Genomic DNA, 25,981 nt, shown 5'->3' with positions numbered 1-25,981 from the left:
TCAATTCACTAGAACGACGGAAGACTCCTGATGAATCGCCGATATTTCGCGGTGCTGGTCCTGCTCCTATTTGGCGCTACGACGGTTACCAACGCCGCCGAATCGATCCTCGAGGTCCCCGAGGGCTACACGGTCGAAGTCGCCGCTCCTTCGTCGCTGATCGCCCATCCGCTGATGGCCGACTTCGACGAACAGGGGCGTCTCTATGTCGCGGCAAACTCCGGTCAAAACCTCCCTCGCGCCGAACTCGAAAAAGAGCTTCCCAACTTCGTCCAGCGTCTAGAAGACGTCGATAAAGATGGCGTCTTCGACAAGGTGACGATGTTCGCCGACAAGATGACCTTTCCGCAAGGTTGTCTTTGGCACAAAGGCTCGCTCTACGTCGCATCGAGCGGCGCGATCTGGAAGCTGACCGACACCGACGATGACGGCGTCGCCGATGAGCGGGTTAAACTGGTCGGCGACTTCGGCTACACCGGCAATGCGGCCGACGTCCATGGCCCGTTTCTCGGCCCGGAAGGTCGACTTTATTGGTGCGAAGGGCGGCATGGTCACGAGATCAAAGACGCCGCCGGCAACCTGATCAGCAAAGGAAAAGCGGCGCGCATTTTTTCGTCGAACTTCGACGGCAGCGACGTGCAGACGTACTGCGCCGGCGGGATGGACAACCCGGTCGAGATCGTCTTCACCCCGGCCGGCGAAATGCTGGGAACGGTCAACCTGATGTACTCGCAACCGCGGGGCGATTGCCTGGTCCATTGGCAAAAGGGAGGAGTCTACCCGCGCACCGACTTTGCCGAAGGGCTGGAAAGCGAATTCATCCGGACCGGCGATCTGCTGCCGGAGGTGTTGAACTTCGGCCATGTCGCCGTCTCGGGCCTTTGCCTCGACAAGGCAAATCCGAACGTCGTGTTCGTGACGCAGTTCAACACCAACCGCATCGTCCGGGTCGAACTCAAACCGAGCGGTTCCACCTTCGCCGTCGCCAATCAATCCGACTTCGCCGTCTCGCCAAGTCACGACTTTCACCCGACCGACGTCCTGCAAGACGCCGACGGTTCGCTGCTGGTGATCGACACCGGCGGTTGGTTCCGGATCGGTTGTCCGAAATCGGAATTGGCGAAGCCTGATATTCGCGGGGCGATCTATCGGATTCGGAAGACGAAGTCGTCGCCTGCCGATGCAACGAACGACGATCCCGTGCTGGCCACGCAACAGAAGATCTGGTCCCTTCGTCAGACCGAAACGGCCGAGTCGCTCGCCCAGATCGCGCCGTATCTGCGTGATGAAAACAGCTTGATCCGGCAGACCGCCGCACAATCGCTCCTCGATTGGCCCCGATCGAGCGAAGTGCTTCCCTTTGCGCCCTGGCTGTATCGGCAACTTAGCGTTGGCCAACCGAGTGAACGTCGTGTGGCGGCCACGGTGCTAGGGACGTTCGTCAAAGAGCAGCCGTCGACCATCCTGCCGTTGTTGGAAGGATTGGCGCGGAAAGACAACGATGCCGGAACGCGTCACGCCTTGATCCTGGGCCTAATTCAAAGTGGAGATCGGCAGCAACTTAGCACGTCGGTTCTTGACCCACGCGAAAGCGTATCGAGCGCCGCCGCCATCGCGTTGGAACAACTCCGTCGTCCCCAAGTCGATCTGGCGAGCCAGAACTGGCTCGAGATTCCCGCCGCATCGATGGGCAAACCGCTCACGGAGGAGGAGCGGAGCAGTTTGCTCGCTCGCGTCGAGAATCTCGCCGCCGGCGATGCGGAGCGCGGCAAGTTCGTCTTCGCTTCGGCCAAGATCGCCTGCAATAAATGCCATCAGGTCGCCGGCGAAGGGGGCCAGGTCGGTCCCGATCTCACCACCATCGGCCGCAGCCGCGAACGACGCGATCTGCTTGAATCGATTCTCTATCCCAACGCCACCTTCGCTCGCGGCTTCGCACCGTACGTCGTTCTGACCGACGAAGGAAAGCTCTACAGCGGCATCATCCTGGGCGAAAACACCAAGGAACTGCACCTCGGCGTCGATAAAGAAAACAACGTCCGCATCCCGAACGAAGCGATCGAAGAGATCCGAGCGAGCGACGTCTCGATCATGCCCCCCGATTTCCACAAGGCGCTGAGCGATCAAGAATTGGCCGACTTAATCGCCTATCTAGAATCGCGGAAATAGCGATAGTTACACTAACCCGAGGCGCGAGCCGAGGGAATGCGCTCGGATGAAAAGTGCAATGTCGAATCGCTCTAATTTTGCGCTTCGACATCTTGCGTTTGCTTGCGTGCACATTCCCTCGGCTCGCGCCTCGGGTTAGTGTTGAGCTGCGCTGGCTCAAACGGCTTGATTGCGACCGCATTTCCCTCGCTGGCGCTTCGGGCTATTATTCTCGCCTAGCTCCAGAGAACCTTCTCCGCCGTCTTGCGGAGCATCCATTCTTTATCGACGTCCGTAAGGAAGTCGAGTTTGTCGCGGATCAGCGCGATCGATGCGGCGTAGGTGTTTCCCTTTTCGACCTGGTAGGGGCAGTCGCTCGCCCACATCAGTCGATCGGCGCCAAACGTATCGCGGAGGCGGCGAATCATCGGTCCCAGGTCGAGATACGGCGGCTTCTTTTTGCCGAGCGCGTAGAAGGCCGACGTCTTCACATGCGTCTTGGGGAAGGTCGCCAGTTTGCAGAGGTTATCGAGATCGCTTCCCTGAATCGTGCCGCTGACGCCGATCCGCGAGAAGTGATCGATCACGACCGTCGTCTCGGGGAACTTTTTGCACAGCTTTTCGATCGACGGGAGCGCGTCGGGATTCGAGAGCAAGCAGATCGCCTGGCCGGTTTCGGCGGCGCCTTTCCACATCGTCGCCATTTCGGGCGAATCGACCCAAGAGGCGGTCGACTTGGCGTCGGCATACAGTCTATAGCCGTTGACCCCCTGCTCTTTCAGGCCGCGCATCGTTTCCAGCACGCCGGGCGCCTCGTGATCGATGATCGCGACGCCGCGGAAGGTGTCGGGGTACTTTTCGATCGCGTCGAGCATGTATTTGTTGTCGGTCTCGTAAAAGCTCATCTGGATCAAGACGATCCGATCCACTCCTTCCGGACGGCTATAAGCGAACAATTCGTCCGGCGTAAAGCTGGCCGGCTTCATCGCCGACTTGTCGTAATGCTTGCCGAGCGGATAGGCGCTCGTATCAGGCGTCCAGATATGAACGTGGGCGTCGATGTAGCCCGGCTTCTTCTCTTCCTTCGCCAGACCGAGCGAGGCGCTGGCCGCGACGGCGGCGCCTGCTTGCAGAAGATGTCGACGCGAGAGGAGCGGCTGACCAGAAGATTGGCTCATCGTAGTGCACCTTGTAGTTCTTGTTTTTCCAGTTCCCAGTCGAGCGGCTCGACCTGTCGCACCAGCGCAATGTAGGCGAAGACGCCGATCACCAGGATAAACGAAGCGGCGGCGAATGCCGAATAATAACTTCCCGTTTCTTTGACGAGCCAACCGGTCAGCGCCGGTGAAATGGCGCCTCCGATGTTGCCGATCGCGTTCTGCAGTCCGGTCCATGATCCAGCGGCGTTTGGCCCGGCCAGCGTCTGCGTAACCGCCCAGACGTTCGACGTGTAAAGCCCCAGCGACGCACACGCCAAACAAAGGAGTGCGATGCAGACGCTTACGTCTTGCGCCAGCACCGCGGCAAACATGAACGCCGAGCACAACACGAGCCCGCCGATCAGGAACGACTTGCGAGCCGTCGTCGGCGTGGCGCCCGAATGAATCCAACGATCCGCGAGCCAACCGCCGCAAATCGCGGTGACCGCCATCGCCGCAAAAGGCAAACTGCCGAACAGCGCCATCGATTCTTTGGTAAAGCCGCGCGACTCTTCCAAGTAGGCCGGCAACCACGAGAGCAAAAAGGCCCACGTGTAACCGAGACAGAAGAAGCCGAGCGACGTTCCCCACACTTCCTGACGTGTGAACAGCGCGACGTACGGTACTTTTGGAATCGACGACTTGGTCCCCTCGGCAGGCTTCTCTTGCGACGGAACGAGCCAGAGCCATGCCGGCAACCAGAGCATCCCGCCGATACCAACCACGATAAACAGCGAACGCCAACCATTGCTGGCGACCAACAGCCCGCCCAACAGCAGCGCCAACATCGGCCCCAGCTTCGTCGCCGCATCAATCAGCGCGTTCGCGAGCCCGCGGCGCCGCTCTGGAAAGTTCATCACAATCATCCGCGACGTCGCTGGATAGGCGATGCTTTCGCCGAGGCCAAGTACCAGACGCAACAGCAGGAAGATGGTAAAGCTGCTGGCGAAGGCCATCGAGACGGTCGCCAATGACCAAACCAAGAAGCCCCCGGCGTAAAGCCATTTCACGTCGAACCGATCGACCAGCCACCCGGTCGCAACTTGCGACAGGGCGTAGCTCCAAAAGAACGCCGAGAACAAGAGCCCCATCTGCGCGGCGTCGAGTTCAAACTCGCCTGCCACGTCGGTCTTGACGATCGACAAGCTGCCGCGGTCGATGTAGTTGATGCCGATGGCCAACACCATCAAGACGAGCAGCGTAAGCGAACTGGCCGATTTCGTGGTCACGTATTCTTCCTGACGCCGGCGGGCGAAAAAGTTTAAGCCGGGATTTCGGTCACGACCGGACTCGTGCAAAACTGATAGTAGGTCTCGCACGCCTGGCGAAGTTGTTCGACCTCGATCCATTCGTCGGCGGTGTGCGCCTGGGCGATCGAACCTGGTCCGTAGACGACCGACGGAGCGCCGGCTGCGGCGAAGCTGCTCGCGTCGGTGCAGTACCACGCTCCCACCTTTTCTCGCGGTCCCGAGACCGCTTCGATCTGCTGCAGCAACCGATCGACCCACCGCGGATCTTGGTCATCAGCCAGCGAATCGGCTTCGATCCACGGGGGCAGCATCACGAACTCAACGTTCGTCTCCTGTCGCAGATACGCTTCCAGCTCTTCGAGCACATGATCGGTTCGCTCGCCGGGACTGGTCCGCCGATCGATCTCGATTTCACATTCGTGCGGCACGATATTCACGCTGGTCCCGCCGACGATTTTGCCAATGCTCAACGTCGGAGCGCCGCAAAGCGGATGGACGCCGACGCGCTGCGGCAATTCGGCCGCATATTTTTGCAACGCCTGAATCACTTCGGCCATCGCGTAAATCGCACTGCGGCCTTCGTGCGGACGCGAACTGTGACAAGCCAACCCCAACGTTTGCAGCTTCCAGCGAACGACGCCGCGGTGCGCGACGATCACGTTCAAGTCGGTCGGTTCGGCGACGACGCAAAAATCAGGGGGACCGGTCAAAAACGAATCGGCCGGTTCGGCGCTATGCCAGCTTCGCCCTAAGTGGCGAGCCCCGGTCGCCGAGAACTCTTCGTCGCACGTGCAAGCCATGATGACGTTGGCGCAGCCAGCGGGGCGTTCCGTCGCGAGCCGCGCGAACGCCGCCAACATCGCCGCCATGCCCCCCTTTACGTCGCAGGCGCCGCGGCCATAGAGCCGTCCTTCTTTCAGCTCCGGCACAAACGGGGCGATCGTCATGCCGTCAACCGGCACGGTATCTTGATGCGCTTCGAGCATGATCGTCGGCGCGTCAGGATCAAAGTCCAACCGGGCGATCACATTGCAGCGGCCGTCGGCCACTTCCTGCACTTCGTACGGGGTCCCCAGCTGCGTAAAGAACTGAATCAGCCAGCGCGTCATCCCATGCTCATAGAAGATGGGACCAGCCGCCTCGCCGCCGCACGGATTGACGCTCGGAATCGCAATCAACTGCTGCAAGATCTCAAGCGGGTCGGCGTCGCTGAAGAATTCGGCGCCCACAAACTTGGGCTTTTTTCGGAGTTCCACTTTCACTGCAGTTCGTCCTCTACGGGGTATCTTTCAATTCTCACCGTGCGCAACCCGCTGGGTCGCTGTTCTTCTCGCTCAACCGCCTTCGATCAACGGCGACTGCCGGCCAGCGGCGCCGTCGGCAGTTGCGACTCATCGATCAATTCACGCAGCGCCCCTAAGTAACGCTGCACGTCTTCTTCCGTGTTGTACCAATGAAGCGCCGCGCGGATCCGGCGATCGTCCCCTTGGACGAAAATCCCCCGCTCAGCGAGTTGTTTTTTCATTTCGGCCGACCCGTTGTAGGCGAACGGCACGATCCCCGCCTGGCTCGCTTCGCTTTCGGGAACCAGCGGCGTAAGTCCCATCTCGACCAGGCTCGCCCGGAGCGAACTGACCAGTGGCGCCATCGTTTTCGCCCGAGCCGCAACAGCATCGGGCGTATGAAACTCCAGAGCCGCCGCTAGCGAATAGATCGAGTCGAAGTTCGGCATGCCGGCTTGGAACCGCTGCGCGTCACCGCGGGGATGAAACGCTTCGAGGCGATCGTCCGCAAAGCAGTTCTCGGTCGAGAGCCAACCGGCCGGGCCGACCACATCTTGAGCGAGCACGCGACGACTTACCGACATCACTGCGGCGCCATGGATCGAGTTCATCCACTTGAACGCGCTGGCGACCGTGAAGTCAGCCATCTGGCCGTCAATCGGAACCCGGGCGGCCGCCTGAGTCGCATCGACGCACAGCAGCGTCTCCGTGTCTTTCACCCGCCGCCAAATCGGCGCCGGGTCAATTCGCTGACCGGTCGCGTAACTCACCTGACTGACGGTCACCAGTCGGGTCCGCTCGTTGATCTGCTCCAGCAATTCATCGACCGAAACGCCGTCGGCGCCAGGATGAACAATTCGCAATTTAACGCCGCGCTTTTGCAGCGTGACCCACGGGAAGATGTTCGACGGGAACTCGCTCGACGTGAAGACGACTTCGTCCCCCGGCCGCCAGTCGATCGAGTTGGCGATCGTGTTCAGCGCTTCGGTGGTGCTGCTAATCAGGGCGATTTGATCGGCGTCGACCGAGAAGAGTTCGCCGGCCAGTTCTTTCGCTCGCTCGTAGCGATGCCAAAACTGGACGCGTCCCGGTTCGCCGTGCGTTTTGTCGAACAGATACTCCTGCACGGCGTCGACCGCCGATAGCAGCGGCAACCCTTCGGCCGCCGTATTCAGATACGATTTTCCTTCCCAGTGCTGGGCGTTGGAAATCGCGTTGATCGAAACAGTAGCAGTCATGTCGGAGCTTTGGGAGAGGGGAAAGTCTGGTCGTTTTATGCTAAGCCAATATGCCGTGATGAACGACGCCATGCACGTCGGTCAGCCGGAAGTCTCGGCCTGCGTGGCGATAGGTGAGTTGCTCGTGATTCATCCCCAGCAAGTGGAGCAGCGTCGCGTGCAGGTCATGGACATGCATCTTGTTTTCCAGGGCGTAGTAGCCGTACTCGTCGGTGGCGCCATATTGATAGCCACCTTTGACGCCAGCCCCAGCCATCCACATGGTGAACCCTTCCGGGTTGTGGTCGCGGCCGTCGTTGCCGGCGCCTTGGCAAGTCGGCGTCCGTCCGAACTCGCCCCCCCACAACACCAACGTGTCGTCGAGCAAGCCCCGTTGTTTCAGGTCGGTCAGCAGCGCAGCGATCGGCTTGTCGACCTCGGCGGAGTTCTTGGTGTGTCCCGCTTTCAAGTCGCCATGCTGATCCCACTGCACTTTCGTGTCGCTGTGGGTTACCTGGATGAAGCGAACGCCCCGTTCGGCGAACCGGCGAGCGAGCAGACATTGCCGACCGAAGTCTTCGGTCACTGCATCGTTGAGCCCGTACATCTCGAGGGTCGCGGCGGTCTCTTCGCTCAGATCCTGCGCCTGCGGCATTTCGGTCTGCATCTGGTAGGCCAGCTCGAACGACTGGATCCGCGCTTCGAGCGAAGCCTCCGGCCCTGACGTCTTCAGGTGATCCTCGTTCATTGCCTGCATCAGATCGAGTTGCAGCCGCTGCACCTCGGAACTGTAGCGAGGATTCGCGATGTATTTGACCTGGGCCTTGGTCGAAGGCTGCGAAGCGACGCCGAGCGGAACTCCTTGGAACCGGGCCGGCAAAAAGGCGGAGTCCCAGTTCTTGGCGCCGCCGTGGGCGAACGTCGGGCAAATCGTGACGAACGCCGGCAGATTCGCGTTTTCTGTCCCCAGTCCGTAGGTAACCCACGACCCCATGCTCGGCCGAATGAAGTTGTCGCTGCCGGTGTGCAGCTTCAGTAGTGCGCCCCCGTGCGACGGATTCGTGCCGTGGACCGAATTCAGGAAGCAAATATCATCGACATGCTTCGCGACGTTCGGAAACAGCTCGCTGACATGGATGCCGCTCTCGCCATACTGCTGAAACTTCCAGGGAGAGCCGAGCAAGTTGCCGGTCGGGGCGAACTGCACCCGCGGCTTTTCAAACGGCAGCGGCTTGCCGTCATCTTTCTGTAGTTTCGGCTTGTAGTCGAACGTATCGACGTGCGACGGACCTCCCTTCATAAAGAGGAAGATCACCCGCTTGGCCCGCGCCGGAAAATGAGCCGGCGCCGCATCCGCAAACGCGGCGGCTGGACCTTGCAGCATCGACTGCAGCGCGAGATAGCCGAAACCAACGGCCGATCGGCGGAGCAGTTGGCGGCGACTGAGCGAGTTGTGCGATCCTTGGTCGTGCATCATTACTCCACGTATGCGAACTCGTTCGACGCCAGGACGCTTTGGCAAATCGCCGCCCAAACGACCAGCTCCGGATTCTCGATCTCCGCTTTCCCAGTCAACAGCGGCTGCAGCCGCGTCGCATAGTCGAGCAGACGCGTCGTCTCGTGCGTCTCCGGCGAACGTCCTAGTGCAATCTCGTACAACCGCGGCACGCGGGCCTCAACGTTACTCGGAAACTCTTCGATCAACCGCTTTGCGAGCGTTTCGGAAGCGGAAATAAACATCGGGCTATTCATCGCGTACAGTGCCTGCGGCGCCACGGTCGAAGTTCCCCGGCTACCGGTCGTCACGTCGGCGGTCGCAAAGTCGAACAGCGAGAAGCCGTCATACAGGTTATTGCGAATCACCGGCAGATAGATCGAGCGGCGATTGGTATCGTAGCTGGTCGCATCTTTCGAGGTATGATCGAAAACGAGCGTCCACTTCGCCAGCTCGATGACCTTCTCGCCGCGACTCGGGTCAAGCTGACCGCTCACCGCCAAAAGAGAATCGCGGAGCGACTCGGCGTCCATTCGCTGCACGTTGGCCCGCCAATGGGCATGGTTTTCGGGATCGACCTTTTCATTCGCCGCAATCGACTGGCTGCTGAACTGATAGGCGTCGCTCAGCATGATGCGTTTGTGCAGTTTCTTGAGAGACCAGCCGTTTTCGATCAATTCGGCCGCGAGCCAATCAAGCAGTTCCGGCTGCGTCGGCGCTTCACCTAGCTTGCCGAAGTTGTCGGTCGACGGCGCCAGCGCCTCGCCGAAATGCCAACCCCAGACGCGATTCGCCAAGACCCGCGCGGTGAGCGGATTCTGCGGGCTCGTCAGCCAACTGGCCAATTGTTTACGGCCGCTTTCGGTCTCGGCGATCGTCAGCGAGTCCGAGAGATTCATCACTTCCGGCACGCCCCGTTTGACCGCACGTCCCAGCATCAAGTGGCTGCCGCGGACATGAATCCGCGTATCGGCCGGCGTTCCTTCCGTGACCGCCATCGCGGTCGGCAACTCGGTCGCGTCGGCGGTCAGCTTTGCGATCTCTGCACGCAACCCGGCGAGCTTCGTTTTCGTTTCTTCCGGATACTTTTGCTCGGCGTCGTCCGGAACCTTCGCGTCAGCGGCGACGCCCATCGACTTCAGCAACTCGGCATTGGCCGACTTTACGAGTGCGTCGAGCTCTTTCTGCTTCGTCGCTTTCTCGGCGTCAAGCTCCGCCTTTCGTTTGATTTCGGCTTCGGTCGCGAGCGTCGCCTCGTTGTACTTGGCGATCACCTTGTACGACTGCATCGACTTCGTGCTTTTGAAGATCCCCGCCAACGCGTAATAGTCGGCGGTCGAGATCGGGTCGAACTTGTGATCGTGGCAGCGAGCACAGGCGATCGTCATGCCGAGAAACGCCTGGCCGAAGGTGTCGATCTGCTCGTCGATGATATCCATCTCCATTTTGACCTCGTCCTTCTCGGCCAGAACCTTCGGTCCCAGCGTCAGAAAGCCGGTCGCAATCACCGACGAATAGTCTCCCTGCTTTTCTCCCTTGTGTTCTTCTAGCTCGATCAGATCGCCGGCGACTTGCTCGGCGGCGAAGCGATCAAACGGCTTGTCAGCGTTGAACGAATCGATCACGTAGTTGCGATAACGCCACGCGTCGACAAACCCTTGGTTCTCATCGAGCCCGTTGCTGTCGGCGTAGCGCACCACGTCGAGCCAATGCCGTCCCCAACGTTCACCATAGCGGGGGGAAGCGAGCAGCCGGTCGACGACATGTTCAAATGCCGAAGGGGTCTCATCAGCCAGAAAGGCTTCCATCTCTTCCGGCGTCGGCGGCAAACCGGTCAAGTCGAGCGTCGCGCGGCGTAATAGCGTTCGCTTGTCGGCTGGCGAGCTGGGAGTCAGCCCTTCCTTCTGCAGATTGGTAAAGAGGAACGCGTCGATCGGGTTCGGCTTGGCCGGTTGGCCATCAACTTGCGGAACAGCCGGGCGGACGATCGGCTGGAACGCCCAATACTGCCGGGCCTCTTTCATGTCGATCGCGCCGCGGCGTGGTGCGATCGAACCGCCGGCGTTGCTATCGGGATGCGGCGCCCCTTTTTCGACCCATTGCTGCAAAAGCTTGATCTCGTCGTCGGACAGTTTTTCGTCCGGCGGCATCTGCAGCAGTTCATGTTTGTAACTGATCGCCGTCAGCAGCAGACTTTCGTCCAGCTTCCCCGGCACAACCGCCGGGCCCGAAGCTCCGCCTGTCAACATTCCGGAATAGGAATCAAGCCGTAGATCGGACTCCGCAGAATCGGCCCCGTGGCACTCGACGCATTTCCCTACCAGCAGTGGGCGAATCTTCGTCTCGAAGATCTTCAGCGCCTCGCCGCTTGGCGCCCCCGGCTCTTCCGCCGCAGCGCTGCCAGGCAGGCTGTACAGAACGACAAGAATCAACAACAAGGCACTCGTTGCCAGGCGTCGTCGATAACAGGTGGGAGTCGACATGCAGTTCTCTCTTGGGCGGGCGTTTCCAGCAGCTCAAAAGCGAGCGAATCGAAAGTTGGCGTCGATCGCTATGAAAACGAGTATATCCTGGATACGATTTAAATCGACGCTTCATTTGATACAATAATTTGCAACGACCGATTGCACGCCATGCAATAACCTCCCGGGAGTCGATCGATGCCCCAGAAAACGCCGCTAACGCTGCTCTACAAAGACATCTCCTACCCGCAGCTCCGCAGCTATTGCGAAACGGTCCGCCACGGCAGCATGTCGGCCGCCGCCGACTCGCTGGAAGTCTCCCACCCCACCGTCTGGAAGCAGATCCGGGCCCTCGAGCAGCTCCTGGGGCAGACGTTGATCGAATCGGACGGCCGCCGGAGCGAGATCACCCCGGCCGGCCGCGTTCTGGCGGAACTGGCGATGCCGATCATCTCGGAATTTGAAACTCTCCGGCATCGTTTCCAGGATGCCTGCGAAACGGCGCCGCGAACCCTCTCGATCGCCGCTCCCCCGCGCAGTTACACCGACGACCTGCTCGGCGTGATCAACGACTTTCGCACCTCCTATCCCGACGTCCGCCTGGTGATGCGGGAAGTGTTCGAGTCGCTCGGGAACGAAATGCTTGAAGCCGGGGAAGTCGACCTGGTGATCGGCGACAGCAAATGTTGCCGCAACCCGGAAGAATTGCTGGTCGAAAAGATGTACGAGATCGAGCCGATGGTGATCATGCCGGTCGGACATCCGTTGGCCGAACGCCGCCGCATTCTGCCCAAAGATCTCGCCAAGTACCCGGTCCTCAATCACCGCGCCTCCTATGCCGACGACGAAGGACGCGCGATCTTGACCAAGGCCGGCGTCTTCGACAATCCAGAGCGCGGCTTCGATCTGATCCTCGCCTCCTCGATCCGCAGTTGCGTCAAACAAGGCTACGGCATCGGCCTGGTCGGCCGCGTCATTCCCGACGCCGTCGGAGATCCGGAACTGGTCGAACGCTCGCTCAAACATTGCCTCCCGCCGACGGTGATCAACGGCTATCGCAATCGCCGGATCACCGAAGATCCGGTCTTGCGGACGTTCATGGATTTGGCGAAAGAACGCTTGGCCCGGTAGGCCAGGCCTTGGCCTGACGAATCTACGGCACTCGTTCGGGCTTAGCCGTATTGCCCCGCAACCGAGACTTCGGCAAACCCCCGAAAACGTCTGCTTGACAGGGGAAAAGCTAGAGAAGTCCGTTAAAATAGAACGATTTTGCAGCCGGAACCAGAGAACCGTCTTCTCCTCCCCCATTTCTGTGGCATATTACACTGCTGGCCAGCCCGGTAGCTCTTCTTTTCTTCGCCGTACACTTTCGAAGGTTCTCCACATGAAAAGACTGTTTGTCACTGCGCTATTCGCGTGCGCGATATTCGCCTCATCCGCCTGGGCGGCAGACGCCAAGAAGCCAAACATTTTGGTGATCTGGGGTGACGACATCGGCATTCCCCAGATCAGCGCCTATTCGATGGGAATGATGGGCTACAAGACGCCCAACATTGACCGCATCGCCCGCGAAGGGATGATCTTTACCGACGCCTACGGTCAGCAGAGCTGCACCGCGGGGCGCACTAGCTTTATTACCGGGATGGAACCGTTCCGCGCCGGTCTGTTGACGATCGGCATGCCTGGCGACCCGCATGGAATCACCGAGTGGATGCCGACCCTGGCCGATGCCTTGAAGACGCAAGGCTACGCGACGGGGCAGTTCGGCAAGAACCACCTCGGCGATCAAGACCAACACCTGCCGACCAACCACGGCTTCGATGAGTTCTTCGGCAACCTCTATCACCTCAACGCCGAAGAAGAGCCGGAAGGATACTTCTATCCGAAAGATCCGGAGTTCCGCAAAAAGTATGGCCCTCGCGGCGTCATCAAGTCGTCGGCCGACGGCAAGATCGAAGATACCGGCCCGCTCACGACCAAGCGAATGGAAACGATCGACGAAGAATTTTTGGCCGCCGCCAAAGACTTCATCGAGCGCGAAGCGAAAGCGGACAAGCCGTTCTTCTGCTGGTTCAATTCGACCCGCATGCACGTCTTCACGCACCTGAAGAAAGAATCGCTCGGCGTTACCGGCATGGGGATCCATGCGGACGGAATGGTCGAACATGACGGCCACGTCGGCCAGCTTCTCGACTTGCTCGACCAACTGAAGATCGCCGACAACACGATCGTGGTTTACAGCACCGACAACGGCGCCGAAATGGCGCTCTGGCCGGATGGCGCCATGACCAACTTCCGCAGCGAAAAAGGTACGACCTGGGAAGGGGGCTTTCGCGTCCCGATGATGATCCGCTGGCCCGGCGTCGTCAAAGAAGGGTCTATCTCTAACGAGATCATCTCGAACCTCGACTGGTTCCCCACCCTTTGCACCGCTGCCGGCGCCGATGACATCAAGGGGCAGTTGGCGAAAGGATCGAACCTGAACAAAAAAGATTTCAAGGTCAAGCTGGACGGTTACGATTTCGTTCCCTACCTCAAAGGGGACGAAAAGAAGGGGCCGCGCGAGCAGATCTACTACTTCGACCAGGGAGGCAATCTCAACGCCGTCCGCTGGAACGACTGGAAAGTGAGCTTCGCGCAGAATGAAGGGAATATTGCTGAAGGTACCCGCAAGGTGACCTCTTGGGCGATGATCACCAACCTGCGTATGGATCCGTACGAGCGAGCCATGGACGAAGGGGGGCAGTACTTGGATTGGTACGCCCGGCAGATGTGGCTGTTGGTCCCAATTCAGCAGCAGATCAAGAACTTCTTCGCCGACTTCAACGATTTCCCGTATCAAACCGGCTCGTCGCTGAATGCCGCGGGCATCAATTACGGCTTGCTCCAGAAGGATGATGCGCTGAAACGACTGAAAGACCTTGAGTCGATCAAACCGCAGTAGTTTGCTTCGCGCGAATCGCGTTGAAAACGAAAAGGGCGTTCCGCAAGTCGGACGCCCTTTTTAATTGCTACGCAACCTAAGCCTCTCTAGAACGCTCCCAGCGCTTCGCCGCCAGAACGGCTCCTAAATCCCTGCCACACTTCCAGCTGAATCGTATCGCGGACGAACTGCACGTGGCCGTCGCAAAACAGCGACTGCACGCCGCCGGGGTGACGACTGTGCGAAGTGACGTTCAGCGATAGCGCCCGCCACAGCGCGGATACGGATGTCAATTTCGCGACACGCCGATCGCGATTCTCCCAACGCAAGACGCTCCGCCTATGGCCGTGTCGGCATTTGCGCATTCACACGCTTGCGCCATTGGGCCAACGAGTCGCGCAGCTCGGATGTTTGCTGCGGCATGTCATCCGCCAGGTCGTGCTGTTCGCCGGGATCGGACTTCAGGTCATAGAGCTCACAGCGGCCCGTTTCAAAATGCTCGACCAGCTTCCAATCGTCTTTACGAATCGCGCCGCAGGGACGCGTCGATCCCCAGTAATGCGGAAAGTGCCAATAGAGCGCCTCCCGATCCAGTGAGGTTTGTTTCCCAGTCAACAAGCCGGCGATGCTCACCCCGTCCAGCTGATCCGCGTCGTAGGTCACGCCGGCGACGTCCAATAGCGTCGGAAAGAGATCGTGACTGATTACCGGCACGTCGCAAGTCGAGCCTTGCGGTACGACGCCGGGATAACGAACGACGAGCGGAACGCGGACGCCCCCTTCATACAAAGAGCCTTTTGATCCGCGGAGCGGCGCCATCGACGTAATCCGCTCGCCGCCGTTGTCCGACATGAAAATAAAGAGCGTCTTGTCGGTCAGTTTCAATTCGTCGAGCGTCGCCATCAGTCGCCCGACCGAATTGTCGACCGTCTCCATCATCGCCGCATAAATCGCCGGCCGCTCTTCGAGCCCGCGCTCGCGATACTTGGCGACCAGCTTCTCAGGTGCAAAGTACGGTCCATGAACCGACCAGTGCGAAAGGTAAAGGAAGAACGGATTCTCACGATTCTCGCGGACGAACTCGATCGCCTCGTCCGTCAGTCGATCTGGCAAGTAGTCGCCGGCCTTTCCTGGCAGCGGACCGGCATACGGCCATTTCTCTTGATCGACGAACGGATAGAAGTAGTTAAAAATCCCGTGGTGTTGGCTCAGCACGACGTGATCGAAACCGCGATTCTGCGGCCGATACTCTGGGCCCTGCTCTTCCCCCAGATGCCATTTGCCGATCATCGCATTCTGGTAGCCGCCGGCGTGCAGCGATTCGGCCAGCGTCTTTTCGTGAAGCGATAGCGCGTGGTCGAAGTTCGGCGGAATCAGCTTCCCCGTCGGCAATTGCCGCCCGATCTGCGGAATAAAATTCGTGATATGAACCCGGGCCGGATGCTTGCCGGTCATCAAGCTGGCCCGCGTCGGTGAGCAAACCGGCGCCGCATAGGCGCTGGTAAATCGCATTCCCTGACTGGCCAGTCGATCGACGTGCGGAGTCGCAAAATTCGTCGCGCCGTAACAGCCCGCGTCTTTACAACCCATATCGTCAATCAAAATGAAGACGATGTTCGGCCGGGCCGGCGCCTCGTCCGCGCAAACGGAGAGGACGCCGACGAACAAGCTCAAAGCCAGAGATGCAATTTGCTGGCGAGGAAACATCGATCGGCTCGCTCTCTATTTCACCGCGACCGGCGCCACGTCGTTCTTCAGATAATAGAAGTGGCCATCTTCCGCGCCGATCAACAGATCCGCACGTCCGTCTTGATCCCAGTCAACGATCGTCGGGCTGGTGGTATGTCCCGCCAGGCGATGCTTACTCACCTGCCCTCGATTCTCAAAGGCCCACAGAAGCTTGTCGGTCGAAACGTTTCGGTAGAAGTCGACGTTGGCGCTGTTGATCAGCAGATCCAAACGTCCATCTCCATCCCAGTCGGCGAAGCAAAGTTTACGACGCCCACTACCGCCGGCGGTTCGTTCATTCAAACGGAGCGGGTCTCCATTCGGATTGGTGAAGATCCGCTTGCCTGGCAACAGCGTGAGCGATTCGCCATTCTTCTTCCGCTCGAAGAACGCCAGGTAACCTTCGTGGTCGAGGGAAACCAGATCGTTCAAGCCATCTTGATTCAGGTCGATCACATACGGCGTGGTCCGCCACTGCGTGACCAATTCCTTTCCTTTCGGATTCCACCAATTCCAGGCCGGCTTCGGCGACGCCCCTTGCCACTCGACTTCCAGCGGCTGAGCGGCGGCCAGCTTCGCCGGCGATCCTCCCAGGTTCTTGTACCACTCGACTCGTCCCCAGATCGAATTGACGATCAGATCCAAGCGGCCGTCATGATCCCAGTCGGCGACGCTCAAGGTGGTATAGCCCCACTTCGCTTCGGCGGGACCTTGGATCGAACCATTCGGACCGGCCTGCACGCGAATCGGCTTGCCGTCGACTTCCAGAAGTTGCGGCGGCGCCCACTTCGGCGGGTTTCCGCCATCGGTGTTCTCGATCAGGGCGATGTAGCCGGCCGAATTGCCGGCGATGACATCTTGGTCTCCATCGCCATCCCAATCGACGCTGTACGGCGTCACCAAGGCGCCAAACTTCAGGCGTTCGGCTTGCTGTTGAAAGTAAACCGGCGGCAAGAACTGCGGCGTGCCGTTTTCGATCTTGCCGGTATGTTCGACCAGCGCCACACGACCATCTTCGTCGCCGACGATCAAGTCGACGTCCCCATCGGCGTCCCAATCGATCGCGGTCGGCGTGATCATCTGCAAGTCCATCTTCAGCGGCTGACCATTGTGCGTCAGCTTGCGACCAGCGGCGAAGTGAGGCTCTTTCCGCGTTCCGGCATTTTCAAAGTAGGTGAAGCCGTCCAGAAACTCGCCGCAGAGCAGATCGAGATCGCCGTCTCCGTCAAAGTCGGCCAGATTCGGCGTCGGCATCCCAAAGACGTCGACCGGTCCGCCGGCCGCTTCCAGCTGAACCGGCTCTTGATAGTCGGGCTTCTCATTCGTGCCGCTGTTCCGCAGCCAAAAGACGTAACCGTGCAGCGGTCCCCGCGTCCATTTTCCTTCGGCATTGAACGCATCGTCCCAGCCGTAGTCGGCCCAGTCGCCGACCCCTACGACCAGATCCAACGCGCCATCCGCGTCATAGTCGACGTAGCGCCACTGATTGGCCCGGACTTTGTTTTTGTAGATGTTCGACTTCGGGTAGATGCTCGTCTTGTCGGCGAAGCGCTTCTTCAAGAAGTCGCGATACTCGGTCCCCGGCGAAAGGACCCGCGGCTTCCCATCGACATAGGAGACTTGCAGGGAGTGCATCCCTGGTCCCACTTTGACCGGTGGCAGAAAGACCGGCAGTTTCGCATCGCCGCCAGGATTCTCGAAGAGATACGAACCGTTGAACGGCACATCAGGACACGACACGACCAGATCCAAGTCGCCGTCCCCATCCCAGTCCATCGGCATCGGCCACGCCCAGAGGCCAACTCCCAAATCGACCTTCAGCGCCGAATCGCCGTAGAGAACCGGCTCAAGCGTCTCCTGCGCCAGCGCAGAAATCGAGCAGAACAACACAAACAGCAGAGAAAGCAGACAGGGGGGCGTGAACTTCATCGTCGGTCAAAACTCCGGCAGAACAATCGGCGGGGGGGGCGATGGGAGTATCCGTCCTTCGCCGACCGTTGGCAAGAAAACAACGCCGGCGAGCTGCTGAATCCCACTGGGATCCCAGAATAGGCCATCGAAAATCAGAACGCAAGTATTTTTTCTAACCGGGACCGACAGGATGAAAATGCGAACGCGAATGCGATCGCTCAATCGACTAGATCACGTTCGAAACGGCGCAAGCGCGGACATCCATTGCGATGCGAGACCGCAGCGTCACGCGTTGTTCGCTTCGCCCGCTTCGATTTGATTCAGCTCTTCCAGCAAGTCTTCCGGCAGCGCGAGCGGCATCGCGTTTTTCGCGTCGCCCAGCGCTTGCCGGCGATCAAACGATTCGAGCGCCAAGTGACGACTCGCCCGAATATGTTGCTGCATCCAATAGCGAGCCCGCTCTCCATCGCCGCTCTTCAGTTGCCGCAGAATGCGGCGGTGAAAGCGATAAACGTTGACGACGATCTTCAAGTCGTGCGGTTCACGCTGCGTCGCAAAAATGCGCGACAAGACGCGGAGATCGGCGACGATCTTCATCATGCGTCGATTGCCGCCGGCCCGCAGGATCACCATGTGAAAACCCATGTCGGCCGCCAAAAAGCTTTGCAGCAACTTCGGGCTGAAGGTCTTCTTTCCGCTGCTGCGCAGCTCGCGCGCCACCTGCAAAAGTCGCTTGCAAAGGAGCGAGAGCATTTGCAGATCTTCGTCCGATAAACGCCCGGCGACCGTCTCGGCCGTGTGGCTCTCCAAGGCCTCGCGAACCTCGTAAAGCTCGGCCATTTCGGCCCGATCGAGGGAATGGACGATCGTGCCGACGCGAGGAACTTGCCGCACCAGCCCTTCCACTTCAAGCTGCCGAATCGCCTCACGAACCGGCATGCGGCTCATGCCGATTTCTTTCGCCAACGCCAGTTCCGAGATCTGACTTCCGGCCGGCAATTCTCCCGAGAGAATCCGCTGCTGGATGTAGAGATAGGCCTGACGTCGCCGGGGAATCTTTTCCATGACTTACTTTTAACGCGCCAGGCGCGAAAGCAGAACGATTGTGCGTGAATCCCAAATCGATGAGCAGTTGGACTTAATGTATCTTAGCGTACGACTGCCGCTCGATCAGCAGCAACCCGCCCCTGATAACGCCGACCGACAAGCGAACTTCGATCGAGTCCCCTCCGGCCAATCAACACGTTTCGGGACGACGTTTACTACCGGGTCCCTCGTTTCACATTACTCGATCGTCTGCGGAATTGCCAGGATGCCGCAACCTATTACTTCCAATGCAGTTCGACGCCGGCCGTGAGAAAATATCGCCGAATTGCGTCCGCTTCTTCGACGAACTCTCGGCGGTAGGATCGTTTACGTCTGCGGCGCCGATGCCGCTCTGCGTTCTATCACCAGGCTCGTGAGACTTGTCGCCGCTTCCTGGTTCAAGCTGGCCGCGACGGCCAACAATCCGCCCAAGGGGTTGCATCTCGAATTTCCCCCGTCCATACTGCTGGGATACCAGTGGGATACACTCAGGCAACCTGGTAGCGATACGAAGCGAGGAGATTTTCGTGCCACATTTTTCCCCGATCGACGTGGGCGTACTCGTCCTCTATCTCGTTTGCGTCGTCGGTCTGGGCGCCTGGTTCTATACGAAGAGCAGCAATCCCGACGGCTACATGGCGGCGAGCCGCTCGATGTCAGGCTGGGTGGTCGGGCTCTCGATCTTCGGCACCTACGTCAGCAGCATCAGCTTTATCGCCCTGCCGGGCAAAGCCTTTTCGAGCAACTGGAACGCCATCGCGTTCAGCATCTCCCTGCCAATCGCCGCCTGGGCGGCGACGCGGTGGTTCGTTCCCTACTATCGCCAAGGGAACGCCGTCTCGGCCTATGAGCACCTGGAAAAACGGTTCGGCACTTGGGCCCGCACTTACGCCGCCGTTTGCTACTTGCTGACGCAAGTGGCGCGGATGGGCTCGGTGATGTACTTGCTCGCGCTGCCGCTCCATCAACTGCTCGGCTGGAACATTCCGATGCTGATCCTGGTCACCGGCGGACTAACCACTCTGTACACGCTGCTCGGCGGGATCGAAGGGGTGATCTGGACCGACGCGCTGCAAAGCGTGGTGCTGGCAACTGGCGCGATTGTTTGCGCCATCCTGATTCCCCTCAGCATGCCGGAAGGTCCTGGTCAGTTGATGACGATCGCGGCGGAACATCACAAGTTCAGTCTCGGCAGCATGCAATTGGTTTTGACCGAGCCGACCTTCTGGGTCGTGCTGGTCTATGGTCTGTTCATCAACCTGCAAAACTTCGGCATCGACCAAAGCTATATCCAGCGCTACATCGCCGCCAAGTCGGACGGCGACGCTCGTCGCTCGGTCTGGCTCGGAGCGCTCGTCTACGTACCAATCTCAATTCTCTTCCTTTGGATCGGTACGTCGCTATTCGCCTACTACGGCGCCCGACCAGAGCTGTTGCCTCCGACGATTCAAGCGGAGATCGCCAAGGGAAACGGCGACGGCGTTTTTCCCTTCTTCATCGTCGCGGGACTGCCGGTCGGCGTTTCCGGCCTGCTAGTCGCAGCGATCTTCGCGGCGGCGATGAGCACCCTTTCGACCAGCTTAAATGGCGCAGCCACGCTCACGCTGGCCGACTTTTACAAGCGTTTCTATCGTCCCGACGCCACCGAGAAAGAATCGATGGTCGTCCTTTACGTCAGTACGCTCCTCTGGGGCGTCATCGGAACCAGCGCCGCGTTGGCGCTGATGGAAGTGAAAAGCATCCTCGACGCATGGTGGAAATTGGCCGGGATCTTCAGCGGCGGCATGCTGGGGCTATTTCTGCTCGGTTTCCTCTCGCAGCGCACACGCAACCTCTCGGCTATCCTGGGCGTCACTTCCGGCGTGCTTGTGATCCTCTGGATGACCCTTTCGCACATGCCGATCTGGCCCGCAGCGTGGGCCGACGCCAAGAGCCCGTTCGATTCGTTCCTGACCACCGTCTTCGGCACGCTCGCCATTCTGCTGGTCGGATTCGCCCTGACGCAATTGCTCGATCGCTCCAGCGAAAAGGAGCCGCAGTCCGCCCTCGACCAACCGCGTGAACCGCAGCCGCAAGAAGAAGTTTAATCGCCGCTTTCTATCGCCAATATCGTCCTCCCCCTTTTTCCAACCGAACCGCGTGAGTCGTGCAATGTCGAAGTTTCATGGAATCATTCCGCCCCTGGTGACGCCGCTTTTGGGGAACGATCAGCTCGACCACGCAGGCCTCGAGCGATTGCTCGAGCATGTGATCGAAGGAGGCGTCCATGGACTCTTCATTCTCGGCAGCACCGGCGAAGCGCCGAGTCTCAGCTATCGCTTGCGGCGCGAAGTGATCGACGCCGTTTGTCGTCAGACCGCGGGTCGCTTCCCGGTCTTGGTCGGCGTTACCGATACGGCCTTCATCGAGTCGATCGCGCTGGCCCAACATGCGGCCGACGCCGGCGCCGCGGCAGTCGTCTTGTCGACTCCTTATTACTTTCCGGCGGGTCAAACGGAACTCTCTTCCTACGTCCGCAACATCGTCGCCGAGTTGCCGCTTCCGCTGATGCTTTACAACATGCCGGCGCTCACCAAAGTTTGGTTCGAGATCGAGACGCTCGAAAAGCTGAGCGACCTGGAAGGGATCGTCGGGCTGAAAGATAGCAGCGGCGATCTCGACTATTTCGGCAAAGCGACCGGCCTGAAGCGGCTTCGTCCCGATTGGTCGGTCTTGATCGGTCCCGAAGCGCTGCTTCCCGAAGCGATGCAGCTCGGCGGAGACGGGGGCGTTAACGGCGGCGCCAATGTCTTACCGCGGCTCTTCGTCGAATGTTACGAGGCGATCGTCGCCGGCGACAGCGTCAAGCAAGCCGAGCTTCATCGCCGCATTGTCGAGTTCCAGCGGATTTACGAAGTCGGCAAATATGCGTCGAAATACATCAAAGCGACCAAGTGTTGTTTATCGCTGCTGAAAATCTGCGATGATTGCATGGCGCAACCGTTTCACAAGTTCCATGCCCCGGAACGTGAAAAGATCGCCAAGATTCTGCAGGAACTAGATATCCCCGTCGTTCAAGGTTGAAACGCATGCCCCACGCGCAACCGTCGGTTCTGCTCGTCGCCAGCGGCGATTCTCGTCTCTCGGCCAACCAAACTTGTTGGCCCGCCCAACAAGAGCTGGAACAAAAACTAGCCGCCGCCGTCGAAAAACTCGGCCGCCGCATCGAGCGCGCCCATCCGGTTAGCGCCGATGGGCATGGCTTTATCGATAGTCAAAAGCAAGGGATGGAGATCTTTCGCTCCCTCGATCCCGATGCGCCCCTGATCGTCGCCGAGGCGGTCTGGCAATACTCGCACCATGTGTTGGCCGGGCTGATCAGTCATCGTGGCCCGATCCTGACCGTCGCCAACTGGTCTGGCCAATGGCCCGGCCTGGTCGGCATGCTCAACCTGAACGGCTCGCTCACCAAGGCCGGGGTCAACTACTCGACCTTATGGAGCGTCGACTTCACCGACGACTACTTCACCAGTCGCTTGAAAACCTGGCTCGAAACCGGCAAGTGCGATCACCCGCTCGATCACGTCGCGCCGCTCGATCCCAGTTGGATTCCGGAGAAAGAGGAGACGCTCGGCAAGAAACTGGCGCACCAGCTGATTCGCGAAAAAGCGATCATGGGGGTCTTTGACGAAGGATGCATGGGGATGTTCAACGCGATCATTCCCGACCATCTTCTTCACCCGGTCGGCGTCTTTAAAGAACGGCTCAGCCAGTCGGCGCTCGTCGCCGAAATGGAAGAGGTAACCGACATTGAAGCGAATGAGGTCTTCGCGTGGTACGAAGACAACGGCATGCGGTTTCATTTTGGCCCGGACGAGGCGCAAGATCTGACCGAACTGCAAGTGATGCAGCAATGCCGCATGTATATCGCCGCCGTCCGCATGGCTGATCACTTTGGCTGCGAGACGATCGGCATTCAGTACCAGCAGGGGCTCAAAGATATGACCCCGGCCAGCGACCTGGTCGAAGGAACCCTTAACAGCACCGCGCGGCCGCCGGTTTATGATCGCCGCGGCCAGCGTGAGCTCTTCTTCAAACGCAGCATTCCTCACTTCAACGAAGTCGACGAATGCGCCGGCCTCGACGCGATCCTGATTCAGCGTCTCCACCGCGAGCTGGGCGAACCGGTCGAAACGACGCTGCACGATTTGCGCTGGGGCTGTCCCGACGAGTCGGGCACGACCGACCAATATGTCTGGGTCTTCGAGATCTCCGGCTCGGCGCCGGCCGAGCATCTCGGCGGCTGGAGCCAGTGCCATGGCTATCGTCAGCCGCCCATGTATTTTCCGAAGGGAGGGTCGACGCTCGCCGGCGTTTCTCGCCCCGGCGAAATCGTCTGGTCCCGGATCTACGTCGCCGACAACGCCCTCCACATCGATCTCGGCCGCGGCGAAGCGATTACGCTGCCAGAAGCCGAGACGCAACGCCGTTTAGACTCGACCACTCCGGTCTGGCCGATCATGCACGGCGTTACCTACGGCGTCAGTCGCGACCAGATGATGGCCAAGCACAAGGCCAACCACATTCAGGTCGCCTACGCGAGCGATGCCGCGTCCGCCGACCGTGCGATGTGGGCTCGCGCCGCAATGGCTGCTGCCCTCGGCATGCAGGTCAACTTGTGCGGCACGAACAAAGAGGGCGTCCGCTGGAATGGAGCCAAGTAACGGGATGAACGACCGCTACTACATCGGCGTCGACGTCGGAACAGGCAGCGCCCGGGCAGGGCTCTTCGACAGCCACGGCACGCTAAAAGGTTCCGCCACCCAGGCGATCGCCACCTATCGCCCGCAGGCCAACTTTGTCCAGCAGTCCTCCACCAACATTTGGCAGTCGGTTTGCCAATGCGTGCGTCAGGCGATCGCCGCCGCGAACGTCGATCCGGCAAAGATCCGCGGCATCGGATTTGACGCAACTTGTTCGCTCGTCGTCACTGATGCCGAAGGCCGTCCGGTCACGGTCAGCCCCGACGGCGACGACGATCAAAACGTCATCGTCTGGATGGATCACCGCGCCACCGATCAGGCCGCCCGGATCAACGGCGGCGGTCACGAAGTGCTGAAGTACGTCGGCAACGTCATCTCGCCGGAGATGGAAACGCCGAAGCTCCTTTGGCTGAAAGAAAACTTGCCTGCGAGTTGGCGCCGCGGCCAAAAGTTTTTCGATCTTCCCGACTACCTCACTTATCGCGCGACCGGCGACGAGACTCGCTCTCTCTGCAGCACCGTCTGCAAGTGGACTTACCTCGGCCATGAAGAGGTCGATGGCGCCGATCAGCCTGGCCGCTGGGACGCCTACTACTTCCGCGCGATCGGACTCGAAGATTTAGCCGACGAAAACTTCGCCCGCATCGGCCGCCGCGTTCGCGCGATGGGAGAATCAATTTCGCCCGGCGTCACGCCGTCGGCCGCCGCAGAGCTTGGCGTTCCGGCCGGAACCGCCGTCGGCGTGTCGATCATCGACGCCCATGCTGGCGGTATCGGCATGATCGGCGCCTGTCTGGAGAACGAAGAAGTCAATCTCGATCGGCGTCTCGCGTTGATCGGCGGAACTTCCAGCTGTCACATGGCGGTCTCGCAGGAGCCGCGCTATATCCAAGGAATCTGGGGACCGTATTATTCGGCGATGGTCCCCGGCATGTGGCTGACCGAAGGAGGCCAATCGGCGACCGGCGCGCTCGTTGACTTCGTCGTCGAAAACCATGGCGCCTCCGCTCAGCTGCGACAGCTGTCGACGGAAACCGGCAAGTCGGTCTATGAGATCTTGAACGAGCGGCTCACTGCCCTCTCGACCGATCGCAAAGTCCCGGCCTCCCTGACTCGCGAACTGCATGTTTCTCCCTACTTCCACGGCAATCGCTCGCCTTGGGCGGATCCCACGCTCCGCGGCATGATCTCTGGGCTCACGATGTCGGCGTCGCTTGACGACTTGGCGCGGCTTTACCTGGCCGTGATTCAGGCGATCGCCTACGGCACGCGGCATATCATCGAAGTGATGAATCGCGCGGGATACCGCATCGACACGATCTTCGCGTGCGGCGGCGGCGTGAAAAACCCGATCTTCCTCCGCGAACATGCCGACATCACCCAGTGCCGGATCGTCCTGCCGCAAGAAAGCGAATCAGTCCTCCTCGGCAGCGCCATGCTCGGCGCCGTCGCCTCCGGCGATCACTCAAACCTCCTCTCCGCGATGGCCGCAATGAGCGGAGTCAGCCGAGTCTTGGAACCAACCTCCGGCCCAACCGCGGCGTACCACCAAGCGAAGTACGAAGTCTTCCAGCGAATGCACGACGATCAGTTGGCGTATCGTGAGCTGATGAAGCCCGACATCTCCTAACGCCACTCACGGTATCGAAGTAGGGTCCGCGGTGCGTACAGACCGCACACATAGGCAACCCCCGTTCGGACACATGGGTGACACCTACGTCAGTTTGATTTCTCGTCCTTTTTTGGGTGGGCCCCCCTGGTTCGTTCGTCGAGTTGGCCGATGCGGAAGTGGCAGTAGTAGACGTACCACACCTCAACTTGGCCGGATTCGCACAGGGAAAGGCAACATGACAATGACATCTTCAATACCTGTCCGAGCGTCCGGGAACACCCCGACGTCACCGATTAGATCACCCTCTTGGACTTGCGTTCCCTCTGGCACAGTCCATTGAATGAGCACCAGCCTCTCTGCCGGGAGAAATGGCATTACGACGTCGGTCACAACTATTCCCTTGGAAACGCGGGAACCGGCGGCGTCCACGTTTGCCCGTTCCTCTTTCGCCACCAGAGGATCCATTTGTCGAACGGCGTTCGCCGCGGCAAATTGCTTAAGTAGAGCGCCCGCATGAAAATCCGCATGCCAGGGACGGTGGGCGGCTTGCCCGAGAAAGGACTGCCGTCGTAGCCGTCGAAGTAGCAGTTTCGCCAGCGATATCCTTCAAACACGCGCACGTTCCAAAAGTCATCGGAATAAAATTCCGCTTCCGTGACGTAGTCGTTCTGGCGGAACTCCATCTCATAGCTATACCAGAACATGTCTTCCCAGATTGGATCGGACAACAGGGCAATCGGCGCCCCGTCGTATTCCAGAATCCAGCCGGCCGTTCGTCCCCAGTCCGATTCCCAAATCTGGAAGCGGCGCAGTCGTCGAGCGACGTATTTGTCGACGAGCCGCTGAATAGACCGGCCGATCAGCGACGTTTCGGGGTTCAATAGATCGGACAAACGCGACTCTCAAAACGGGAAAACAAATGCCG

General features: G+C 59.7%; 18 protein-coding genes. 7 read left to right on the top strand and 11 right to left on the bottom strand.

Annotation, left to right across the window (positions count from 1 at the left end; all coding sequences use genetic code 11):
• Positions 1-30 precede the first annotated feature (30 nt).
• The gene (locus tag LOC68_RS07770) at positions 31-2,169 is read left to right on the top strand and encodes a DUF7133 domain-containing protein (protein ID WP_230217422.1); all 2,139 of its coding nucleotides are present in this window, start codon (positions 31-33) and stop codon (positions 2,167-2,169) included.
• 215 nt (positions 2,170-2,384) lie between these two features.
• Here LOC68_RS07770 and LOC68_RS07765 read toward each other — a convergent pair whose 3' ends face one another.
• From LOC68_RS07765 to LOC68_RS07740, 6 genes are all read right to left on the bottom strand, one after another.
• Positions 2,385-3,326, bottom strand: a complete 942-nt coding sequence (locus LOC68_RS07765) for an amidohydrolase family protein (RefSeq protein WP_230217420.1) — start codon at positions 3,324-3,326, stop codon at positions 2,385-2,387.
• Positions 3,323-4,576 (bottom strand): MFS transporter, encoded by a 1,254-nt coding sequence (locus tag LOC68_RS07760; protein WP_230217418.1) that lies wholly within the window; start codon positions 4,574-4,576, stop codon positions 3,323-3,325. The genes LOC68_RS07765 and LOC68_RS07760 overlap by 4 nt, the downstream gene beginning before the upstream one ends.
• Positions 4,577-4,608: 32 nt before the next feature.
• Positions 4,609-5,859 carry a M20 family metallopeptidase gene (locus LOC68_RS07755; protein ID WP_230217416.1) on the bottom strand — a complete coding sequence of 417 codons (1,251 nt, stop codon included), beginning with the start codon at positions 5,857-5,859 and terminating at the stop codon, positions 4,609-4,611.
• 86 nt (positions 5,860-5,945) lie between these two features.
• Entirely contained in the window at positions 5,946-7,118 is a 1,173-nt protein-coding gene (locus LOC68_RS07750) for an aminotransferase class V-fold PLP-dependent enzyme (protein WP_230217415.1), read from the bottom strand.
• A gap of 40 nt (positions 7,119-7,158) precedes the next feature.
• Positions 7,159-8,571, bottom strand: coding sequence for a DUF1501 domain-containing protein (locus LOC68_RS07745; RefSeq protein ID WP_230218469.1), 1,413 nt, complete (start codon positions 8,569-8,571; stop codon positions 7,159-7,161).
• Positions 8,572-8,573: 2 nt separating this feature from the next.
• A complete protein-coding gene (locus LOC68_RS07740) occupies positions 8,574-11,027 on the bottom strand; it encodes a PSD1 and planctomycete cytochrome C domain-containing protein (protein WP_230217413.1) in 2,454 nt (817 codons plus the stop codon).
• Positions 11,028-11,252: 225 nt separating this feature from the next.
• Between LOC68_RS07740 and LOC68_RS07735 the strand changes: the two genes are divergently transcribed.
• Positions 11,253-12,185, top strand: coding sequence for a LysR family transcriptional regulator (locus LOC68_RS07735; RefSeq protein WP_230217411.1), 933 nt, complete (start codon positions 11,253-11,255; stop codon positions 12,183-12,185).
• Positions 12,186-12,438: 253 nt separating this feature from the next.
• Positions 12,439-13,998 (top strand): arylsulfatase, encoded by a 1,560-nt coding sequence (locus tag LOC68_RS07730; RefSeq protein WP_230217409.1) that lies wholly within the window; start codon positions 12,439-12,441, stop codon positions 13,996-13,998.
• Positions 13,999-14,084: 86 nt separating this feature from the next.
• Here the strand turns inward: LOC68_RS07730 and LOC68_RS07725 are convergent, their stop codons facing one another.
• The 4 genes from LOC68_RS07725 to LOC68_RS07710 form a co-directional block, all read right to left on the bottom strand.
• Positions 14,085-14,270: an H-X9-DG-CTERM domain-containing protein gene (locus tag LOC68_RS07725; protein WP_230217407.1), complete on the bottom strand. Its 186-nt coding sequence runs from the start codon at positions 14,268-14,270 to the stop codon at positions 14,085-14,087.
• A gap of 46 nt (positions 14,271-14,316) precedes the next feature.
• Complete coding sequence (locus LOC68_RS07720) at positions 14,317-15,684, bottom strand: sulfatase (protein WP_230217405.1); 1,368 nt, start codon at positions 15,682-15,684, stop codon at positions 14,317-14,319.
• A gap of 15 nt (positions 15,685-15,699) precedes the next feature.
• Entirely contained in the window at positions 15,700-17,634 is a 1,935-nt protein-coding gene (locus LOC68_RS07715; protein ID WP_230217403.1) for an FG-GAP repeat domain-containing protein, read from the bottom strand.
• 267 nt (positions 17,635-17,901) lie between these two features.
• Positions 17,902-18,681, bottom strand: coding sequence for a GntR family transcriptional regulator (locus tag LOC68_RS07710; protein WP_230217401.1), 780 nt, complete (start codon positions 18,679-18,681; stop codon positions 17,902-17,904).
• Positions 18,682-19,229: 548 nt separating this feature from the next.
• On the opposite strand from LOC68_RS07710, the gene LOC68_RS07705 reads away from it, so the two are divergent.
• From LOC68_RS07705 to LOC68_RS07690, 4 genes are all read left to right on the top strand, one after another.
• Complete coding sequence (locus tag LOC68_RS07705) at positions 19,230-20,789, top strand: sodium:solute symporter (RefSeq protein ID WP_230217399.1); 1,560 nt, start codon at positions 19,230-19,232, stop codon at positions 20,787-20,789.
• A gap of 64 nt (positions 20,790-20,853) precedes the next feature.
• Positions 20,854-21,765: a dihydrodipicolinate synthase family protein gene (locus tag LOC68_RS07700; protein WP_230217397.1), complete on the top strand. Its 912-nt coding sequence runs from the start codon at positions 20,854-20,856 to the stop codon at positions 21,763-21,765.
• 5 nt (positions 21,766-21,770) lie between these two features.
• Positions 21,771-23,405, top strand: a complete 1,635-nt coding sequence (locus LOC68_RS07695) for an L-fucose/L-arabinose isomerase family protein (protein WP_230217395.1) — start codon at positions 21,771-21,773, stop codon at positions 23,403-23,405.
• A gap of 4 nt (positions 23,406-23,409) precedes the next feature.
• The gene (locus LOC68_RS07690; protein WP_230217393.1) at positions 23,410-25,074 is read left to right on the top strand and encodes an FGGY-family carbohydrate kinase; all 1,665 of its coding nucleotides are present in this window, start codon (positions 23,410-23,412) and stop codon (positions 25,072-25,074) included.
• 374 nt (positions 25,075-25,448) lie between these two features.
• On the opposite strand, the gene LOC68_RS07685 is transcribed toward LOC68_RS07690, so the two are convergent.
• Entirely contained in the window at positions 25,449-25,949 is a 501-nt protein-coding gene (locus LOC68_RS07685) for a hypothetical protein (RefSeq protein ID WP_230217391.1), read from the bottom strand.
• Between the last annotated feature and the right edge of the window lie 32 nt (positions 25,950-25,981).

This window comes from Blastopirellula sediminis, assembly GCF_020966755.1.
Classification (GTDB): Bacteria; Planctomycetota; Planctomycetia; order Pirellulales; family Pirellulaceae; genus Blastopirellula; species Blastopirellula sediminis.
Note: the sequence above shows the minus strand (reverse complement) of the source record. Positions and strands in the feature narration are given on the sequence as shown.

Bases quoted from the DNA above. Each gene is read 5' to 3' on its own strand.
- LOC68_RS07765 (WP_230217420.1), bottom strand. From the start codon at position 3,326: ATGAGCCAATCTTCTGGTCAGCCGCTCCTCTCGCGTCGACATCTTCTG.
- LOC68_RS07745 (WP_230218469.1), bottom strand. From the start codon at position 8,571: ATGCACGACCAAGGATCGCACAACTCGCTCAGTCGCCGCCAACTGCTC.
- LOC68_RS07690 (WP_230217393.1), top strand. From the start codon at position 23,410: ATGAACGACCGCTACTACATCGGCGTCGACGTCGGAACAGGCAGCGCC.
- LOC68_RS07770 (WP_230217422.1), top strand. From the start codon at position 31: ATGAATCGCCGATATTTCGCGGTGCTGGTCCTGCTCCTATTTGGCGCT.
- LOC68_RS07695 (WP_230217395.1), top strand. From the start codon at position 21,771: ATGCCCCACGCGCAACCGTCGGTTCTGCTCGTCGCCAGCGGCGATTCT.
- LOC68_RS07730 (WP_230217409.1), top strand. From the start codon at position 12,439: ATGAAAAGACTGTTTGTCACTGCGCTATTCGCGTGCGCGATATTCGCC.
- LOC68_RS07720 (WP_230217405.1), bottom strand. From the start codon at position 15,684: ATGTTTCCTCGCCAGCAAATTGCATCTCTGGCTTTGAGCTTGTTCGTC.
- LOC68_RS07700 (WP_230217397.1), top strand. From the start codon at position 20,854: ATGTCGAAGTTTCATGGAATCATTCCGCCCCTGGTGACGCCGCTTTTG.
- LOC68_RS07715 (WP_230217403.1), bottom strand. From the start codon at position 17,634: ATGAAGTTCACGCCCCCCTGTCTGCTTTCTCTGCTGTTTGTGTTGTTC.
- LOC68_RS07750 (WP_230217415.1), bottom strand. From the start codon at position 7,118: ATGACTGCTACTGTTTCGATCAACGCGATTTCCAACGCCCAGCACTGG.
- LOC68_RS07735 (WP_230217411.1), top strand. From the start codon at position 11,253: ATGCCCCAGAAAACGCCGCTAACGCTGCTCTACAAAGACATCTCCTAC.
- LOC68_RS07710 (WP_230217401.1), bottom strand. From the start codon at position 18,681: ATGGAAAAGATTCCCCGGCGACGTCAGGCCTATCTCTACATCCAGCAG.